Annotated in this window: 15 protein-coding genes; 7 read left to right on the top strand and 8 right to left on the bottom strand. The window is 65.8% G+C overall.

Annotated elements, in window-relative coordinates; genetic code table 11:
* Window positions 1-194 precede the first annotated feature (194 nt).
* Genes kdsB through lpxK form a run of 3 tightly spaced genes read right to left on the bottom strand, consistent with a single transcriptional unit; the run spans window position 195 to window position 2,276 of the window.
* Window positions 195-1,013: a 3-deoxy-manno-octulosonate cytidylyltransferase gene (kdsB, locus tag QQS38_RS18620; RefSeq protein ID WP_479646824.1), complete on the bottom strand. Its 819-nt coding sequence runs from the start codon at window positions 1,011-1,013 to the stop codon at window positions 195-197.
* A gap of 44 nt (window positions 1,014-1,057) precedes the next feature.
* Entirely contained in the window at window positions 1,058-1,267 is a 210-nt protein-coding gene (locus QQS38_RS18615; protein ID WP_479646823.1) for a Trm112 family protein, read from the bottom strand.
* Window positions 1,248-2,276 carry a tetraacyldisaccharide 4'-kinase gene (gene lpxK / locus QQS38_RS18610; RefSeq protein ID WP_479646822.1) on the bottom strand — a complete coding sequence of 343 codons (1,029 nt, stop codon included), beginning with the start codon at window positions 2,274-2,276 and terminating at the stop codon, window positions 1,248-1,250. The genes QQS38_RS18615 and lpxK overlap by 20 nt, the downstream gene beginning before the upstream one ends.
* Before the next feature lie 417 nt (window positions 2,277-2,693).
* Here lpxK and xseA point away from each other — a divergent pair, with 417 nt between their 5' ends.
* Complete coding sequence (xseA, locus tag QQS38_RS18605) at window positions 2,694-4,097, top strand: exodeoxyribonuclease VII large subunit (RefSeq protein WP_479646821.1); 1,404 nt, start codon at window positions 2,694-2,696, stop codon at window positions 4,095-4,097.
* 308 nt (window positions 4,098-4,405) lie between these two features.
* Window positions 4,406-4,984: a superoxide dismutase [Fe] gene (gene sodB / locus QQS38_RS18600; protein WP_479646820.1), complete on the top strand. Its 579-nt coding sequence runs from the start codon at window positions 4,406-4,408 to the stop codon at window positions 4,982-4,984.
* A gap of 118 nt (window positions 4,985-5,102) precedes the next feature.
* On the opposite strand, the gene clpP is transcribed toward sodB, so the two are convergent.
* Window positions 5,103-5,738: an ATP-dependent Clp endopeptidase proteolytic subunit ClpP gene (gene clpP, locus QQS38_RS18595; RefSeq protein ID WP_479646819.1), complete on the bottom strand. Its 636-nt coding sequence runs from the start codon at window positions 5,736-5,738 to the stop codon at window positions 5,103-5,105.
* Between the two features lie 230 nt (window positions 5,739-5,968).
* Here clpP and QQS38_RS18590 point away from each other — a divergent pair, with 230 nt between their 5' ends.
* Entirely contained in the window at window positions 5,969-6,943 is a 975-nt protein-coding gene (locus QQS38_RS18590) for a sigma-70 family RNA polymerase sigma factor (RefSeq protein WP_479646818.1), read from the top strand.
* Between the two features lie 33 nt (window positions 6,944-6,976).
* Here the strand turns inward: QQS38_RS18590 and QQS38_RS18585 are convergent, their stop codons facing one another.
* A complete protein-coding gene (locus QQS38_RS18585) occupies window positions 6,977-8,254 on the bottom strand; it encodes a sensor domain-containing phosphodiesterase (protein WP_479646817.1) in 1,278 nt (425 codons plus the stop codon).
* 246 nt (window positions 8,255-8,500) lie between these two features.
* Entirely contained in the window at window positions 8,501-9,958 is a 1,458-nt protein-coding gene (locus tag QQS38_RS18580; protein ID WP_479646816.1) for an aminotransferase-like domain-containing protein, read from the bottom strand.
* Window positions 9,959-10,084: 126 nt separating this feature from the next.
* Between QQS38_RS18580 and QQS38_RS18575 the strand changes: the two genes are divergently transcribed.
* Window positions 10,085-10,426: a DUF2917 domain-containing protein gene (locus QQS38_RS18575; RefSeq protein WP_479646815.1), complete on the top strand. Its 342-nt coding sequence runs from the start codon at window positions 10,085-10,087 to the stop codon at window positions 10,424-10,426.
* 53 nt (window positions 10,427-10,479) lie between these two features.
* Here the strand turns inward: QQS38_RS18575 and QQS38_RS18570 are convergent, their stop codons facing one another.
* Window positions 10,480-11,718 carry a citrate synthase gene (locus tag QQS38_RS18570; RefSeq protein ID WP_479646814.1) on the bottom strand — a complete coding sequence of 413 codons (1,239 nt, stop codon included), beginning with the start codon at window positions 11,716-11,718 and terminating at the stop codon, window positions 10,480-10,482.
* Between the two features lie 125 nt (window positions 11,719-11,843).
* On the opposite strand from QQS38_RS18570, the gene QQS38_RS18565 reads away from it, so the two are divergent.
* A complete protein-coding gene (locus tag QQS38_RS18565) occupies window positions 11,844-13,292 on the top strand; it encodes a CoA transferase (RefSeq protein ID WP_479646813.1) in 1,449 nt (482 codons plus the stop codon).
* Between the two features lie 38 nt (window positions 13,293-13,330).
* Here QQS38_RS18565 and QQS38_RS18560 read toward each other — a convergent pair whose 3' ends face one another.
* Window positions 13,331-14,080, bottom strand: coding sequence for a GntR family transcriptional regulator (locus QQS38_RS18560; protein ID WP_479646812.1), 750 nt, complete (start codon window positions 14,078-14,080; stop codon window positions 13,331-13,333).
* Window positions 14,081-14,303: 223 nt separating this feature from the next.
* Here QQS38_RS18560 and QQS38_RS18555 point away from each other — a divergent pair, with 223 nt between their 5' ends.
* Window positions 14,304-15,146 carry an aldo/keto reductase gene (locus QQS38_RS18555; protein ID WP_479646811.1) on the top strand — a complete coding sequence of 281 codons (843 nt, stop codon included), beginning with the start codon at window positions 14,304-14,306 and terminating at the stop codon, window positions 15,144-15,146.
* A 189-nt stretch (window positions 15,147-15,335) separates the two neighbouring features.
* A partial coding sequence (locus tag QQS38_RS18550; protein ID WP_479646810.1) for a hypothetical protein occupies window positions 15,336-15,923 on the top strand: 588 nt, incomplete at its 3' end.

Raw genomic sequence — 15,923 nt, 5'->3', positions numbered from 1 at the left:
TTCCACGAATCGGGCCGTCGGCGGCGCAAACGCGCGGCGGCCGCGCATGAGGCTCGTCGCATCGTTCGGAACGAGGCGCAAGCCGCTCACGGGCGACACGGCGGACGAACGGGAATCGGAAGCGAATAGTGCGAATGCTCGCGCAATCGGCCCTGATTATGCCATGCGTTAGGCCTTCGACAGGAAAAAGAACGTCAGCGTTTCGACAGGAAAAGTGTGCGCACGCGCTCCAAATCCGCGGGGGTATCGACACCCGGCGCCGGTGCTTCGTGCGTGACGCGCACCGCGATGCGCTCGCCATGCCACATCGCCCGCAACTGTTCGAGCATTTCTGCTTGCTCGATCGGCGCCTGCGCGAGGGTGGGATAGGTGCGCAGAAAGCGCGCACGGTATGCGTAAAGGCCGATGTGCCGGAAGACGGTGTCGGCGGGTGGGGCGGGCATCGCGCGGACGTCGATCGCGCGCTCGCTCGCTTGGCCTTGATAGGCGTCGCGCAGCCAAGGGATGGGCGCGCGCGAGAAGTACAGCGCGACGGCGCGCGCGTCGAGCACGACCTTCACGACGTTCGGGTTGAAGACTTCGGCCGGATCGGAGATGGGGTGAGCGGCCGTGGCGATCGCGCAGTCGGGGTGCGACGCTAGGTGCGACGCAACGTCGCGCACGAGCGCCGGGTCGATCAGCGGCTCGTCGCCTTGCACGTTCACGACGATCGTGTCGTCGGCCAAGTCGAGCCGCACCGCGACTTCGGCAAGGCGATCGGTGCCGGACGGATGATCGGCGCGCGTGAGCAAGGCTTCGAAGCCGTGAGTTTGCGCGGCTCGAAGCACGCGCGGATCGTCGGTGGCGATCAGCACGCGCTCGGCGCCCGCTTCGCGCGCACGTTCGGCAACGCGCACGACCATCGGTTTGCCGGCGATGTCCGCGAGCGGTTTTTCCGGCAAGCGCGTGGAGGCGAGGCGAGCAGGGACGACGGCGACGAAAGGCGGCGCGTCCGGAAGCGTGGAGGCGGTCATCGGATACGGGCGAGCAGAGGCAATTCGCGTCGGGCCGCGGCGCGTCAGGCGCCGCTCGACGCCGGGTCGAGCGGCTCGACCGGCGTGCCTTCGACCGTCTGGCGCGCTTCGTCCACGAGCATGACCGGGATGCCGTCGCGAATCGGATAGGCGAGCTTATCGGCGTGGCAGACGAGCTCTTGCTGCGCCCGGTCATAGGTGAGCGGACCCTTGCAGATCGGGCAAACGAGGATTTCAAGCAAGCGAGCGTCCACGGAGTTTCTCCACAACCAAAGCGATGAGGCGAGCAGGGAGCGTGGCTTCGACCGGTACGACCCAGATCCGAGCGTCACGCCAAGCGCTCAATTTTACTGCATCCTTCTCGGTCACCAGGATTGCGTCGACCGGCTCGTTGACGAACGGGTTGTCGCGAAACGCGTAGTGATCGGGTAGCGGCCGCGTGTCCGGAGCGATACCGGCGGCGCGCAGGGTCGCAAAAAAACGCTCGGGCGAACCGATGCCGGCCGCCGCCAGCACGCGCGCGCCGGAGAACTGAGCGAGCGGGCGGCGCAGGCTCGGTTCGCTCAAATGCCAGGCGTCGCCCGGCGCCAGCGTCAGCGCGAAGGTATCGGGCCACGGCGGCAGCGCGCGCTCGAACGGGTTGTTGACGAGCGTCGCGTCGCGGCGGCGCGACAGCGGCTCGCGCAAAGGCCCGGCGGGCAACAGAAAGCCGTTGCCGCCCAGACGATGATCGAACACGACGATCTCGACGTCGCGGGCCAGCGGGTAATGCTGCAGGCCATCGTCGCTGACGATCACGTCGACGTCGATGTGCGCGGCGCGCAGCGCCTGCGCACAAGCGACGCGATCGGGCGACACCCACACGGGCGCGCTCGTGCGGCGAGCGATCAAAACCGGTTCGTCGCCCACCTGCTCGGGCGCCGAGGCCGAAGTCACGGGGCGCGGCTCGCGGCCCTTCGCGCCGTAGCCTCGCGACACCACACCGGGCGTGAACCCGGCCGCGCGCAGCGCTTGAACGAGCGCGATCACCGTGGGCGTCTTGCCCGTGCCGCCTACCGTGACATTGCCAACCACGATGACCGGCACGCCCACGTCGACACGCTCGCGCCAGCCGAGTGCGAAGGCGCCCCGCCGGACGGCGGCGATGGCGCCGAATACGCAAGCGGCAGGCGTCATGGCCCAAGCGAATGCGCCGCGGCGCTGCCATTCGCGCGTCACGTACGCTTGCACGCGGGCTTTGAGTCGATCGGCGAAACGGTCCATGGTGGTTGCGGTCGTGAGGGCGTCCAAAGGTCATGGCGCGGAGCCGGCACTGTAGCCCGGCCCCTGCGCAGCCCGCAAGCCGCTTTGGCGGCAGCTAGGCCATCGGGCCAATCTGCCGGCGACATATCAGATCCGGACAGCCTGTGGATAACTCTGTGAAGAACTTCGCCCGTCGCGCGCGGGAAGGCCGATAAATCAAGCTTCTTATCGGGCGCGACTAAAGTCCTACTAAAAAATTTTCTTTATAAATCATCACATTACGATGGAAAAGCACGGTTTTTAGCGGTTCCGGCGGGCCTTCGATGCGGATCTGCGCGGCGCTCCGCTATGTGGGAAACCTTGCACGAATTTGCGTGCGCACTGGACGGCGGCCGTCCGACGGTCTATCGTCTGACCGGCCGAAAAACAAGGTTCCGCATGCCATCCCGTTCTTCATTTCCGCCCGCGGCCGGCGCCGCGCCGCTTGGCCCGGGGTCGTTCGAGGCCGATGTCGCCGTTCCCGTGTCCGTGCTCAACCGCGCGATCGGCACGATGCTCGAACGCTCCTTCCCACTCGTCTGGGTGGCGGGCGAAGTTTCGAACTTCACGCGCGCCGCCAGCGGGCATTGGTACTTTTCGATCAAGGACGCGCAAGCGCAGATGCGCTGCGTGATGTTCCGCGGGCGAGCCCAGTACGCCGAGTTCATTCCGCGTGAAGGCGACAAGATCGAAGTACGCGCGCTCGTGACGATGTACGAGCCGCGCGGCGAGCTTCAGTTGAACGTCGAAGCCGTGCGACGGACCGGCATGGGTCGTCTCTACGAGACGTTCTTGCGGCTCAAGGCGCAACTCGAGGCCGAGGGGCTGTTCGCGCCCGAGCGCAAACGGCCGTTGCCGTCGCATCCTCGTGCGATCGGCATCGTGACTTCCCTGCAAGCCGCGGCGCTACGCGATGTGCTGACGACGCTCGCGCGCCGCGCGCCGCATGTGCCCGTCATCGTCTATCCCGCCCCCGTGCAGGGCGCCGGCGCAGGCGAAAAACTCACCGCGATGATCGAGGTAGCGAACGCGCGCCGCGAAGTGGATGTGCTCATCGTCTGCCGAGGCGGCGGCTCGATCGAAGATCTGTGGGCGTTCAACGAGGAGGCGCTGGCACGAGCGATTGCCGCCAGCGCGTTGCCGATCGTCAGCGGCGTCGGCCACGAGACCGATTTCACCATCGCCGACTTCGCGGCCGACGTGCGCGCGCCGACGCCCACGGGCGCCGCCGAGCTCGTGAGCCCGCAGCGCACCATGCTGCTGCGCGAGCTGGATCACCGTACGGCGGCGCTGGCACGCGGGTTCGGCCGGCTGATGGAGCGGCGCGCCCAGCAGCTCGATTGGCTGGCGCGCCGGCTCGTCAGTCCAGCCGAGCGCTTGCGCCGGCAGCGCACGCATCTACAGCAGTTGCAGGTTCGCCTCGCCTCGGCGGGGGCGCGTCCGTTGCGCGATGCGCAGGGGCGCTTCGCACTCGTCAGGTTGCGCTGGCAGCGCTGGCGGCCGGATCTGTCGGCGCCGCGTGCGCTCGTGCTTGGATTCCGCCGGCGCCTCGATTCCGCTTTCGAGCGCAACTGCGAGCGTCGGGGCGCGAAGGTCGCGGCGCTCTCGGCTCGGCTCGAGGTGCTGAGCCCGCAGCGCACGCTCGAGCGTGGTTACGCCGCGCTCATCGACGCGCAGACGGGGCGCGCGGTGCGTTCGCCTACAGCGCTCAAGCGCGAGCGGCCCTTCACGGTTCATGTCGCCGAGGGCTCGGCCGACGTCACGCTCAAAGACGTGCAACCGAGATTGACCGACGGTTTCTGATCGGGGGCCGGGCGAGTGTTCTGAGAGGGGATGCGCCGAATTCGGGGCGCCTGCTCACCGCTGAAACGCACTGCAAGCCGCCGAGTGCGTCGATCGGAGCGCGACCGTGCTCCGATCATCGGTCATCTTCACCCATCCGCTGCGACGAAATGCACCTTGCCGAAGCATTTTTTACGCTAATTGCGGAACATGACGGTCAATGCTGCGCATAAAGGCCGCTGGTTTGCGGGGTTATTCCAAGTCGCCTACAATCCAGTGCTCTACAGCGTTAGCCGCCTACATCCCCATAACACACAAGGATCAGCACCATGGAACATACGCTCCCGCCGCTGCCGTACGCGAAGAACGCGCTCGCTCCGCATATGTCGGAAGAAACGCTCGAATACCACTATGGCAAGCATCACCAAGCCTACGTCACGAACTTGAACAACCTCATCAAGGGCACCGAGTTCGAGAATTTGCAGCTTGAAGCGATCGTCAAGAAAGCGTCGGGCGGCGTCTTCAACAATGCCGCGCAAGTCTGGAATCACACCTTTTTCTGGAACTGCCTGAAGCCGCAAGGCGGCGGTGCGCCGAGCGGCGCGCTGGGCGACGCGATCAACGCCAAGTGGGGTTCCTTCGACGCGTTCAAGGAAGCGTTCTCGAAGGCTGCCGTCGGCAACTTCGGTTCCGGCTGGACGTGGCTCGTGAAGAAGGCGGACGGCGCGCTCGACATCGTGTCGACGAGCAACGCCGCCACGCCGCTGACGACCGATGCCAAGCCGCTGCTGACGATCGACGTCTGGGAACACGCGTACTACATCGACTACCGCAATGCGCGGCCGAAGTTCGTCGAAGCGTACTGGAACCTGGTGAATTGGGAATTCGCGACGAAGAACTTCGCGTAAATCGGCGCAATATGCCGATAGGCGGGCGCGCATGGCGCCCGCTATGACGAAACGACAAAGGGCTCTGCAAGTGTGGAGCCTTTTTTCATGGGCCGGTTGCATGCGCCGGCTAGCCCGATTACAGCATCGTATGGCGTGCGATGTCGGCTAACGAATTGCGATCGTTGAGCACGTCGTCGATCAGCCCATACTCCTTCGCTGCGGCTGCCGACATGAAGTTGTCGCGATCCGTATCCTTGGCGATCTGCTCGACCGACTGTCCCGTGCGCTCGGCCAGCACCTGATTGAGCCGCTCGCGCAAAAAGAGGACTTCCTTCGCCTGAATTTCGATATCCGCCGCCGTGCCTTGGCTGCCGCCGGACGGTTGGTGAATCATGATGCGGGCGTTGGGCAGCGCGAAGCGTTTGTCTTTTGCTCCCGCGGCCAGCAAGAATGTCCCCATGCTCGCGGCGAATCCCGTGCAAAGCGTCGACACTTGCGGCTTGATGAACTGCATGGTGTCGTAGATCGCTAGTCCGTCGTAGACCGACCCGCCCGGCGAATTGATATAGAAAAAGATGTCCTTGTCGGGGTTCTCCGATTCGAGAAAGAGCATCTGCGCGACGATGAGGCTGGCTGTCTGATCGGTGACGGGGCCGACCAGAAACACGATGCGCTCGCGCAAGAGCCGCGAATAAATGTCATAAGCGCGCTCGCCGCGGCCCGATTGTTCGATGACGGTCGGCACGAGCTGGTTTTGAGGGTAAGAATGCATGGGGCGCTTCCTCGCATGAGATCGATGGTGGCCACGGTTCGAGGATACTCGCCCGCGGCCTTCCTTGTCATGACGCCCGGTTGCTCGCCGATGTGACAAAAGCCGGCGATATTCGCGAGCGCCGCCGCGAAAACAAAAAAAACCGGGGAAGCGCGTAACATCAGCACGTGCTCGAACGTCAACGCAATGAGGTGCGGCATGCGCCGCTCGCTCGCCTTTGGAGCCACTCAATGACGAAAGAAGAAGCAGACAAAATATCGGCTTTCGAAGCTGCTCGCACGCGGCTCACATCGATCGCTTATCGCATGCTGGGCAGCCGGGCCGAAGCTGAGGACGTCGTCCAAGACGCCTGGCTGAAATGGCATGCGGCGGCGCGCGACGAACTGCGTACGCCGCTCGCATGGCTAACGACGGTTACGACGCGGCTCGCCATCGACCGCATCCGGCGCTTGCAATCGGAGCAGACGGCGCGAACAAGCGGGTGCTCCACGCAGCCGTGGCTCGACGAATGGGCGCCCTCGGCCGAGGATGCCGCGCTGCATGCGTCGGCGGTTTCGGAAGCCGTGGCGCGCTTGTTCGAGCGGCTGTCCGCCGACGAGCGCGCAGCATTCGTGCTGCACGAGGCGTTCGATTGCGACTACGCGCAGATTGCCGAAGTGGTGGGCAAGACTCCGGGGCATTGCCGGCAGCTTGCGCATCGGGCCCGCCAGCGCTTGCTGGGCGAACAAACACGGCGCATGGACGGGCAGGCAAGCAGGCCGGCCGGCGAAGCTCGCATGGCGAACCCCGAGGGTTTGCGCGAGGCGATCGTTCGCGCCGACGCGGTGGCCGCGATGCAACTGTTGGCGACACATGAGCCGGTGGTCGCGGCGGCGCAGACGTGCGATGCGGCTCGGTCGGCCGGTGCGCATACGCTGCTGCGCGCGCAGGATGCTGCGGCGCTCGCAGCCTATGCCGAGGTCGAAGCGCACCCACTGCCGTCCAGTTTTGGCTCAGGCATTGCGCTCGTGCTCGCATGCGAGGTCGTTGCGATCGTGCGCGTGACGTCGCTTGCGTCGAGTTCCACGGGCAAGGCGTGCGCGATTGCAATCGTGACCGATGGCGCCCTAGTGCAAGCGCTCGATGCACGCTTCGGTTTGCGCGCGATCAAGCATCTATTGGCACGCATCGCGGGCGCTGAGGCCGCGGCAGGCTGCGCCATTTGACAGCGTTGCGCGACGATTCCCCCACACGCTGACTCACCGCGCGCGCGAAGCCCCTTCCCAATCGATATCGACGCAAAGCACTTGCAGCCCATGCGCCGTTTCGGCCGCGACCGACGCCGTCACGCACAGATGCGCTTCGTTCAACGAAAGATAAGGCGCTGTCACATGGACCGGCCCCGGCGCGCGAACGGCCTCGGTGAAATACGGCCGGTGCGCCCAACTCGCGCCTTCCGAGTGCAGCAGCGGGCTGAAACGCTTCGCGCGCCGCGAGACGACGCGCCCGCTCGGTATGACGTTGTCGCCGATCTGCCGGCCATGCGCGTCGAGCACGAAACAGCGCGCCGTGTCGGGAAGCTCGAGCAACGCCTCGCAGGCCGTCGCCACCGGCGTCCCATCCACGAAACTCGCACAGGCTCGTGCGAGCGATTCGATGTACGGCGCGAGACGCTGGGCTTGCTTGCGCTCCCTGCGGGCCACCCGTTCTCGCAGCGCTGCCGAAAGGGCGTCGATGAGGCCGGCTGCGGCCTGAGGTTGCACGGGATCGACACTCGGCTCGGCGAAGTAACTGCCTTGCACGAAATCGACGTTGCATTCGAGCGCGATCAGCGCATCGCGTTCGGTCGTGAGCCCCCCCATCAGCACCAGTTGTCCCGATTCGTGCAGCAGCGACACGAGCTGCGGCAGCACGCGCTCGAAATGCGAATGCTCGCTCGCTTGCGCGAGAATGCCGCGATCCAGCGAGACGATGTCCGGATGCAGATGCCACACACGGTCGATGTTCGAGTGCTTCGCGCCGAAGCCGCCGAGCGCAATCAGGAACCCGGATTTGCGCAAGCTGTCGACGATCTCCGCGAAGCGGCTAGTCTCCCCGCCGGCTTGCTCGGGCACTTCCAGCACGACGCGCTGGGGCGGCAAGCCTAGCGATTTCAGATTGGCGAGCAGTGCATCGCCGTAGCTCGTATCCATGAGCGCGGCCGGATGCAAGCTCAGAAACAGCCATTCGTCGTGGCCGTCGATCGCGCTGAAGTTGCCGAGATGCAGCGACTCGGCCAAGCGGCCAAGCTCGAGCAGATCGCCGCGCCGGGCCGCCTGCGCGAACACGTCGCGCGAGGGTGCCTGCAGGCCGTGTTCGTCGTTGGCGCGCAAGGAGGCGTGATAACCGATCGCGCGACGGTGCGAGACCGAGAACACCGGCTGGAAGACGCTGAACACGGTGTAGCCGCCATAGACAACGGTGCGGCGGCTACCCGCGTCGTCCGCGACGGGACGCGGCGGCTGAAAGCCGGGAGGATCGAGATCGACCATGCTCATAGAATTCGGAGGAATGAAAACGGCGCCGGAGCGCGTACTTGCCGTCGCGCCAATCGGTACTTATTGCAAACTGTACAGCATACGACAGCAAGATTTATGCGAGATGTCAAAGCGTCGCGTGACCGCTCTGCCGCATGGGCCGCTCGCACAAAAGCGCCGCAATCACGCACACGAATGGTGCTCTCGCCGGTCTCGGCGCTCGAGCGCAGCGCCCGCTTGCCCCAGGGGAGCACGCGTGAGTCGAACTCAATCGATCAACGTCATCGCGCCCTCGCGTGCACTGGCGGATGTGTCGCTGTTCGGTTCGAGCGCTGCTGCGCGCTCAAAAAAACGTAGCGCGCGCGGATCTTGCGCGTAGGCCGCGTTGATGCGGATCCACGGGCTCGGTTCCCCGTGCGGGCGGAAGTAGCTTCCCGGCGCAATCGTCACACCGCAGGCGGTGGCGCAGTCGATCAGTTGCTGCTGATCCTCGATGCGCGGCACGCGAGCCCACACGAACTTGCCGCCGAGGGGCGACGCAAACAGCTGCCAGCCGCAGGCTTCGAGCGAACGCGTGGTCGTGCCGAGCGCATCGCTCATGCGCCGGCGCAGCCGCTCCAAGAACTTGCGATAAGCGCCCCGCTCGAGCATGGTCAGCGCGACCGCCTCTGCGAAAGGCGATCCGCTGATGCTCGTGAGCATCTTGATGTCGCCTAGGTCTTTGACGATGCGGCGGCTCGCGGCGACGAAGCCGATTCGCAGCGACGAGGACAAGGTTTTCGACAAGCCGCCGATATAGACGACACGTTCGAGTTGATCGAGCGCGGCCAGCCGGTCCGTCGCTTCGCCTTGAAAATCGGCGTAGATGTCGTCTTCGACGAGTGTGAAGTCGTACTCGTGCGCGAGCTGCAGCAGGCGGAACGCAACGGACGGCGCGAGCACGGTACCCGTCGGATTGTGAAAAACCGAATTGACGAACATGGCGCGCGGCCGATGGCGTTTCAGTTCGGCTTGCAGCACCTCGATATCGGGCCCGGACGCCGTGCGCGGAATTCCGACCACGTTGATGCCGTGTAACTTCAGAAGGCCGAACAGATTGTAGTAGCCGGGATCTTCGACGAACATGGTGTCGCCGGCGCGCAGCAGGTAACGCACGATGAGATCCACCGCTTGGCTCGCGCCGAAGGTGATGAGAATCTGCGAGGCGTCGGCGTGAATCCCGAGCGGTGCGACGCGCGCCTGCAAATGCTCGCGCAATGCGCCACTGCCGAGCGGCGTCGCATAGTCGGTCAACGCGCTTTGATCGGCGCGCGCGACATGACGTACCGCCTGCGCGATTCCGTCCATATCGCGCCACGCTTCGGGGATGAAGCCGCTGCCCAGTTTGAGCGTGTCGCCAGGGTGATTGAACTGCTGCAGGATGTAGTTCGACTCGTCCTCGGCGCGTCGCGGGTCGGACGCGCCGCAGCGATCGAGCGCCGCGTGCGCGCGTGCGCTCACGTAAAAGCCCGACCCATGGCGCGATTCGATGTAACCGAGCGAGACCAGCCGATCGTATGCCTCGATCACCGGAAACCGGCTGATCCCGCAGTCCAGCGCGAGCTGCCGGATCGACGGGAGCTTCGCTCCCGCATGCGCTTCGCGCGAGCGAATCCATTGCTCCATGGACGAGACGATTTGCTCGGTCATCGGCACGCCGCTCTCCCGGTCGATCGCAATCTTCATCGCCGCTCCCAACTGTTCGGTTTTTTGGCTGAACAGTTTCGATAAAACTGTTCGTTACTGTGCATGTGATTGTAGCCGCCCAATCGCAATAATGCGTAGACGAAATGTTTTTGAAGGAGTAGGGCGATGCGCGAAATCCGGACGTTCGAGATGGGATACGACGAACCTGCCGCGGTGTGGCGGGTGGAGCAACCGCTGATCGTCGAAGTGGCGCACGGCACGCTCTGGTTGACGCTAGAGGGCGACGCCGAAGATTACTTGCTCGATCCCGGGCAGTCGTTTCTGTTGCCCGTCGGCGCGAAGGCGTGGATCGGCTCCGGCCGGGGCGACGTGCGCTTGACGGTAAGGGGCGCCGGCGCGAGGAACCCGGCTTACGAGAGCGCAGCGCTCTTGCGTCCGAGCATCGAGCCGAGTCACGGCCGGTCCGCGCGCATGTCGACGCCACGTTGGCGTCAGGCCGCGGCTTGACACGGCAGCGGCTTGACACGGCTGTCGCCGGCTAGCGAGCGGCGCGGCGCACGTCAAGCCGCGCGTTCGTCGGGGCCGACGTAACGCGCGCGCGGGCGGATCAAGCGGCCGTCGTCGTATTGCTCCATGGCGTGCGCAATCCAGCCCGCCGCCCGGCCCAACGCGAACATCGAGAAGGCCGCGCCTCGCGGCAAGGCGAGCACGCGCTCGATCGCGGAGAGCGCGAAATCGACGGTGGGCGCGAGTCCTGTTGCAGCGTGCGCCGCACGTACGAGCGCATCGATCTCGGCGAGCATGTGGCGCTGTGCACCTGCGGCCGCGCTTTGTGTCAGCAGTTCCCGCAACAATGCGCCGCGCGGATCGCCTTTCGGGTACAGCATGTGGCCGAAGCCGGGCAAGACGGTGCGCTGCTGCGCGTCGCAGTGCGCGAGCCGCGCCGCCACATACCGATCGAGCTCGCCCGCTGCGCTCGCCTCTCGAAACAACGCGGTGACGAGCATCGTTTCGCCGCAATGGCGCGGCCCTGCCAAGGCTGCAAGGCCGCCTGTGACGGCGCCGAACAAATGCATGCCCGTCGAGGCGATGCAGCGCACCGTGAAGGTCGACGCGTTCAATTCGTGATCGGCGCACACGACGAGCGCGGCGCGCAGCAATTCGACATGGCGGCGATCGCGTACTCCCCATGCGGCGGCAAGCTGCCGATGCAGCGGCTCGCGCGCCGGTTCGCGTGCGATTAGGGCGGCGGCGAGCACGCGCAGCAACGTGGCGGCGGTTTGGAGCAATTGCGCTTGGTCGCCCCCTGCGAACAACTGCGGCAAATGCGCGGCGGCCATCGGCAGCATCGCCAGCGCGCGCTCGTGGGGCGAACCGGCGCCAGCCTGCCGCAGCCACGCACGCCACGCCGCCCGCGTGAGGGGCACCTCGGGTGTTTCGTCGAAGCAGGCGCGATCGCTATCCCAAAGCAGTGCGGCAGCCTCTTCGAGCGTGGCCTTGCGCGCCAACTCGATGGCGTCCCGGCCGCGATAGATGAGCCGCCCGTCCGCGATGAGCGTGATCCTCGATTCGAGCACCGGCACGCCCCAATCGAGCACCTTCTGCGCCACTTTCCCCGCTCGCTTGCCGTCGGCTTTGCGACGCGCGAGACGTCGCACTTCGTCGGCCGCATACAGTCGGCGCTTGCTCGCCGTATGCGGGGCCGAACTCAGCATGCCGCGGCTGACATAGGAGTAAAGCGTGGGCACGCTGACGCCAAGGGTCGCGGCGGCTTCGGCAGCGGTCAGGTAGAGGGGCATGGTCGCGCACGTCGTCGAGAAGAAACCAAACTAATCGATATATGTTGATTATTCGAATCAAGATTGATCGGCAGCGAACCCGATTCTAGACTCGCCGACATCTTCATTGCGATTGGTTTTCGATCATGACTGCCTTCAATGCGCTCGAGCACATTTGGTCGCTGGCCGGCTGCGAGGCCACAGCGCTTGACGACATCCGCCTCCTGGGCGAAGACCCCGGACTGCCGTCCGTCTATCGCGTCGGGGCGCTTGCCAACGCGACCATCGGCGCGGCTGGGCTGGCCGCGGCCGAATACCATCGGTTGCGCACCGGCTGTCGGCAACGGGTCGAAGTCGAGCAGCGGCGTGCGCTCGCGGTGTTTCGCAGCGAGCGCTATCTGCGCATCGACGACGGTCCCCCGCCGCAGTTGCGCGATCCGTTGATGGGCTTTTACGAGACTCGCGACGGCCGTTGGATTCAGTTGCATACGAACTTTGCGCATCATCGAGCAGGCGTCGTCGCGCTGCTGGGGTGCAAGGAGGATCACGCGTCGGTGAGCGCGGCGATCCGCGAGCGCGACGGCGCCTCGCTCGATCAGGCTCTCGCCGACGCGGGTCTTTGCGCCGCATTGATAAGGAGTCCAAATGAATGGGCGGCGCTTGCGCAAGCCTCGGCGCTCGCGTCGTTGCCGCTGTTCGAAATCGAGCGAATCGACGCGGCGGGCAGCTACGATCCGGAGCGGGCACCTCGCGGCCGGGACGCATCGGCTCTCGCTGCCACGCAACGTTTGTCCGGTGGGTCGAGTGCACGGCCGCTGGACGGCGTGCGTGTGCTCGACTTGACCCGAATCATTGCGGGTCCCGTCGCCGGGCGGACGCTAGCTCAGCATGGCGCCGACGTCATGCTGGTGAATGGCCCCCATCTACCGAACATCGCACCGCTCGTGATCGACAACGGACGGGGCAAACGATCCGTGTTCCTCGACTTGCGGCGCGAAGCCGAGCGAGCGATGTTGCATGCCTTGGTGCAAGAGGCCGATATTTTTCTGCAGGCTTACCGTCCCGGGGCGTTGGCGGGGCACGGTTTTTCGCCCGAAGCGCTGGCGCGTGCGAAGCCGGGCATCGTCTATGTTTCGATCAGCGCGTACGGGCCGACGGGCCCTTGGGCTCAGCGGCGCGGGTTCGATTCTCTCGTGCAGTCGGCGAGCGGTATCGCCTGGACGGAAGCGCAGGCGGCCCGCACCCCGGCACCGAAGCCCCTGCCGTGTCAGGCGCTCGACCATGCCACGGGATATCTCGCTGCGTTCGGCGCGATGGTCGCGCTGATGCGGCGGGCAACCGAAGGCGGTAGCTGGCATGTCAAGGTGTCGCTCGCCCAGACGGGGCAGTGGCTGCAATCGCTGGGGACGATTGCCGATGGATGGCGTGCGCCCGACGTATCTCTGGACGACGTACGCGATCTGATGCAAACGATGGACACCCCGTTCGGCAAAGTGCTGGCGGTGGCGCCGGCGGAGACCCTATCGGCCACCCCGCCGCGCTTTGAGCGCCCGAGTGTGCCGCTGGGTACGGATGCGCCGTCCTGGGCCGTTTAGCGATTCGATCGTATGAACGGTGCGCGGCGCGTGCGCCTTCACTTGCGCAGTTCCGCGACGAAGTCGTAGTAGTCGTTGCGGCAGTAGGTATCGGTCAATTCGATCGCGCGCTGATCGGCGCAGTAGCCGATACGCGTGATGAGCAGCAAGGCGTCGTGCGGCGCGATGCCCATCTGCTGCGCGATTTCATCGTTCGCGTTGACGGCGCGAAAGTGTTGCAGCGCGCGCACGATGCCAAGGCCGCGTTGTTCGAGGTAGCTGTAGAGCGAATCGCCGATCGCATTCGGATCGGGTATGACGGAGGCGGGCAGGGTGGAATTTTCGACGGCCATGACGATGCCGTTGGCGAGGCGCAGCCGCTTTAGCCGCGTCACCGCGGCCGCGGGCGACAAGCCGAGTTGGATCACTTCGTCGCGGCTCGCGGGCTGGATCTCGCGCGAGATCCATTTGGAGCTCGGCTTGAAGCCGCGACGACGCAGCATCTCGCTGAAACTGGAAAGACGCGAGAGCGGATCGTCGTAGCGCGGCGTGATGAAGCTGCCCGCGCCTTGGGTGCGGCGGATCAGCCCTTGTTCGACGAGCAGCGCGATCGCTTTGCGCGCGGTGATGCGCGATACGCCTAGCGCGTCCGACAGCACGCGTTCGGAAGGCAGCGCTTCGCCCGCGTTCCAGCGATTCTCGTGGATCGCTTGGCCGAGCTTTCGTGCCAACTGCAAATAGAGCGGCGTGTCGTTGTCGGGATCTGGGCGAAGATCGCGCCAGCGGTCTTCCGAGGAAGCGGTTGTCATGGAGTTCGCGCGGCGAGGGGCAAGCGGCAATTCTAAGGCATCGCGGTCCAGGTGTGCCGCGTGAGCGATTTGTCCAACGATCGATCTTGCTGCGCGCGAAGTGCGGCGCGGCGGCAGCAAGCGGCGTGAGCGCGGGCGATTGCGGTGGTTTGGAGATGCGGGCGCGGACCAGCGATCGGACGACTACACTTCACGGGTCGTCGATCGTTGAAAGGAGGCTGGCATGACTCGCGCCGACGCATTCGTCACACTGCCGGATGGAGAACGCATCGCCCGGCTGGGGCAGGGCACATGGGAGATGGGTGAGCGCCCCGAGCGGCGCGCCGCCGAGATCGAGGCGCTGCGCGCAGGCGTCGATCTCGGGATGACGGTGATCGATACGGCGGAAATGTATGGCGAAGCGGCAACGGAAACATTGCTCGGCGATGCCCTCGCAGGGCTGCGCGAGCAGGTCTTCCTCGTGAGCAAGGTCTACCCGCACAACGCGAGCCGCCGTGGAGTTGTCGCTTCGTGTGATGCGAGCTTGAACCGCTTGAAGACCGATCGGATCGACCTTTATCTATTGCATTGGCGCGGCGAGGTTCCGCTGGAGGAGACGGTGGAAGGCTTCGAGACGTTGCGTCGCCACGGCAAGATCCGGCATTGGGGCGTCAGCAACTTCGACGTGGACGACATGGAGGCGCTCAGGGCTGCCGGAGGCCTCGCGTGCGCAACGAATCAGATTCTCTATAACGTCGCTCGGCGCGGATCCGAGTTCGACCTCCTGCCTTGGATGAGCGCGCACAACATGCCGGCGATGGCGTACAGCCCAATCGACCATATGCGCTTGCCCAAGCGGTCGGCGCTCGATGAGATCGCGCGCGCTCGCCAACTGTCGGTGGTTCAGATCGCGCTGGCTTGGGTGCTCGGGCGTCCGGGCGTATGCGCGATTCCCAAAGCGGGTAGCGTCGAGCACGTACGCGCCAATAGGCAGGCGCTCGAGGTGGCGTTGAGCGAGCAGGAACTCGCGGCGATCGATGCCGCGTTCAAGCCGCCGCGCAGAAAGACGCCCCTCGAAATGTTGTAGCTGTGGACGTTCCGTGACGGGTGGCATGCATCGCACGAAGTGCGATGCCAGTCGGTACGTTCGCGCACCGTCAGGGAGACCGCCCCGAGCGGGCGGGGCGCCGATGATGACGCAAGATTGAGACAGGCGTTTCGGTATGGCGAGCGATCGAACAGCGGTGGCCGCAACGCGAGAACCGCCGTTCGATACATGGTGTCAGTGACCGCCGCCGGAGCCGCGGCCGCCACCGGAGCCGTTGCCGTTTCCACCGCCGGAGCCGTGACCGCCGCCCGAGCCGTTGCCGCTTCCACCGCCGGAGCCGTTGCCGTTTCCGCCACCGGAGCCGTGACCGCCGCCGGAGCCGTTGCCGTTTCCACCGCCGGAGCCGTGGCCGCCGCCCGAGCCGTTGCCGTTTCCACCGCCGGAGCCGTGACCGCCGCCCGAGCCGTTGCTGTTTCCACTGCCGGAGCCGTGACCGCCGCCCGAGCCGTTGCTGTTTCCACTGCCGGAGCCGTGACCGCCGCCCGAGCCGTTGCCGTTTCCACCACCGGAGCCACCACCGCAGCCGCAACCGCCACCTCCGTGCCCGCCGGAGCCGCCGCCGGAGCCGCCACCTCCGTGTCCGCCGGAACCACCGCCGGAACCACCGCCAGAGCCGCCGCCGGAACCACCGCCGGAACCACCGCCGGAACCACCGCCGGAACCACCGCCGGAACCACCGCCGGAACCACCGCCGGAACCACCGCCGGAACCACCGCCGGAACCACCGCCGGAACCACCGCCGGAACCACCGCCGGA

The sequence above is a fragment of the Trinickia sp. Z7 genome (assembly GCF_056498045.1).
This window is presented reverse-complemented; position numbering and strand designations above follow the sequence as displayed.

What these genes read in the sequence shown, in the direction of transcription:
- lpxK (WP_479646822.1), bottom strand. Translation starts at nt 2,276, where the DNA reads ATGGACCGTTTCGCCGATCGACTCAAAGCCCGCGTGCAAGCGTACGTG.
- clpP (WP_479646819.1), bottom strand. Translation starts at nt 5,738, where the DNA reads ATGCATTCTTACCCTCAAAACCAGCTCGTGCCGACCGTCATCGAACAA.
- QQS38_RS18555 (WP_479646811.1), top strand. Translation starts at nt 14,304, where the DNA reads ATGACTCGCGCCGACGCATTCGTCACACTGCCGGATGGAGAACGCATC.
- QQS38_RS18565 (WP_479646813.1), top strand. Translation starts at nt 11,844, where the DNA reads ATGACTGCCTTCAATGCGCTCGAGCACATTTGGTCGCTGGCCGGCTGC.
- sodB (WP_479646820.1), top strand. Translation starts at nt 4,406, where the DNA reads ATGGAACATACGCTCCCGCCGCTGCCGTACGCGAAGAACGCGCTCGCT.
- QQS38_RS18560 (WP_479646812.1), bottom strand. Translation starts at nt 14,080, where the DNA reads ATGACAACCGCTTCCTCGGAAGACCGCTGGCGCGATCTTCGCCCAGAT.
- kdsB (WP_479646824.1), bottom strand. Translation starts at nt 1,013, where the DNA reads ATGACCGCCTCCACGCTTCCGGACGCGCCGCCTTTCGTCGCCGTCGTC.
- QQS38_RS18590 (WP_479646818.1), top strand. Translation starts at nt 5,969, where the DNA reads ATGACGAAAGAAGAAGCAGACAAAATATCGGCTTTCGAAGCTGCTCGC.
- QQS38_RS18575 (WP_479646815.1), top strand. Translation starts at nt 10,085, where the DNA reads ATGCGCGAAATCCGGACGTTCGAGATGGGATACGACGAACCTGCCGCG.
- QQS38_RS18580 (WP_479646816.1), bottom strand. Translation starts at nt 9,958, where the DNA reads ATGAAGATTGCGATCGACCGGGAGAGCGGCGTGCCGATGACCGAGCAA.
- QQS38_RS18585 (WP_479646817.1), bottom strand. Translation starts at nt 8,254, where the DNA reads ATGAGCATGGTCGATCTCGATCCTCCCGGCTTTCAGCCGCCGCGTCCC.
- xseA (WP_479646821.1), top strand. Translation starts at nt 2,694, where the DNA reads ATGCCATCCCGTTCTTCATTTCCGCCCGCGGCCGGCGCCGCGCCGCTT.
- QQS38_RS18570 (WP_479646814.1), bottom strand. Translation starts at nt 11,718, where the DNA reads ATGCCCCTCTACCTGACCGCTGCCGAAGCCGCCGCGACCCTTGGCGTC.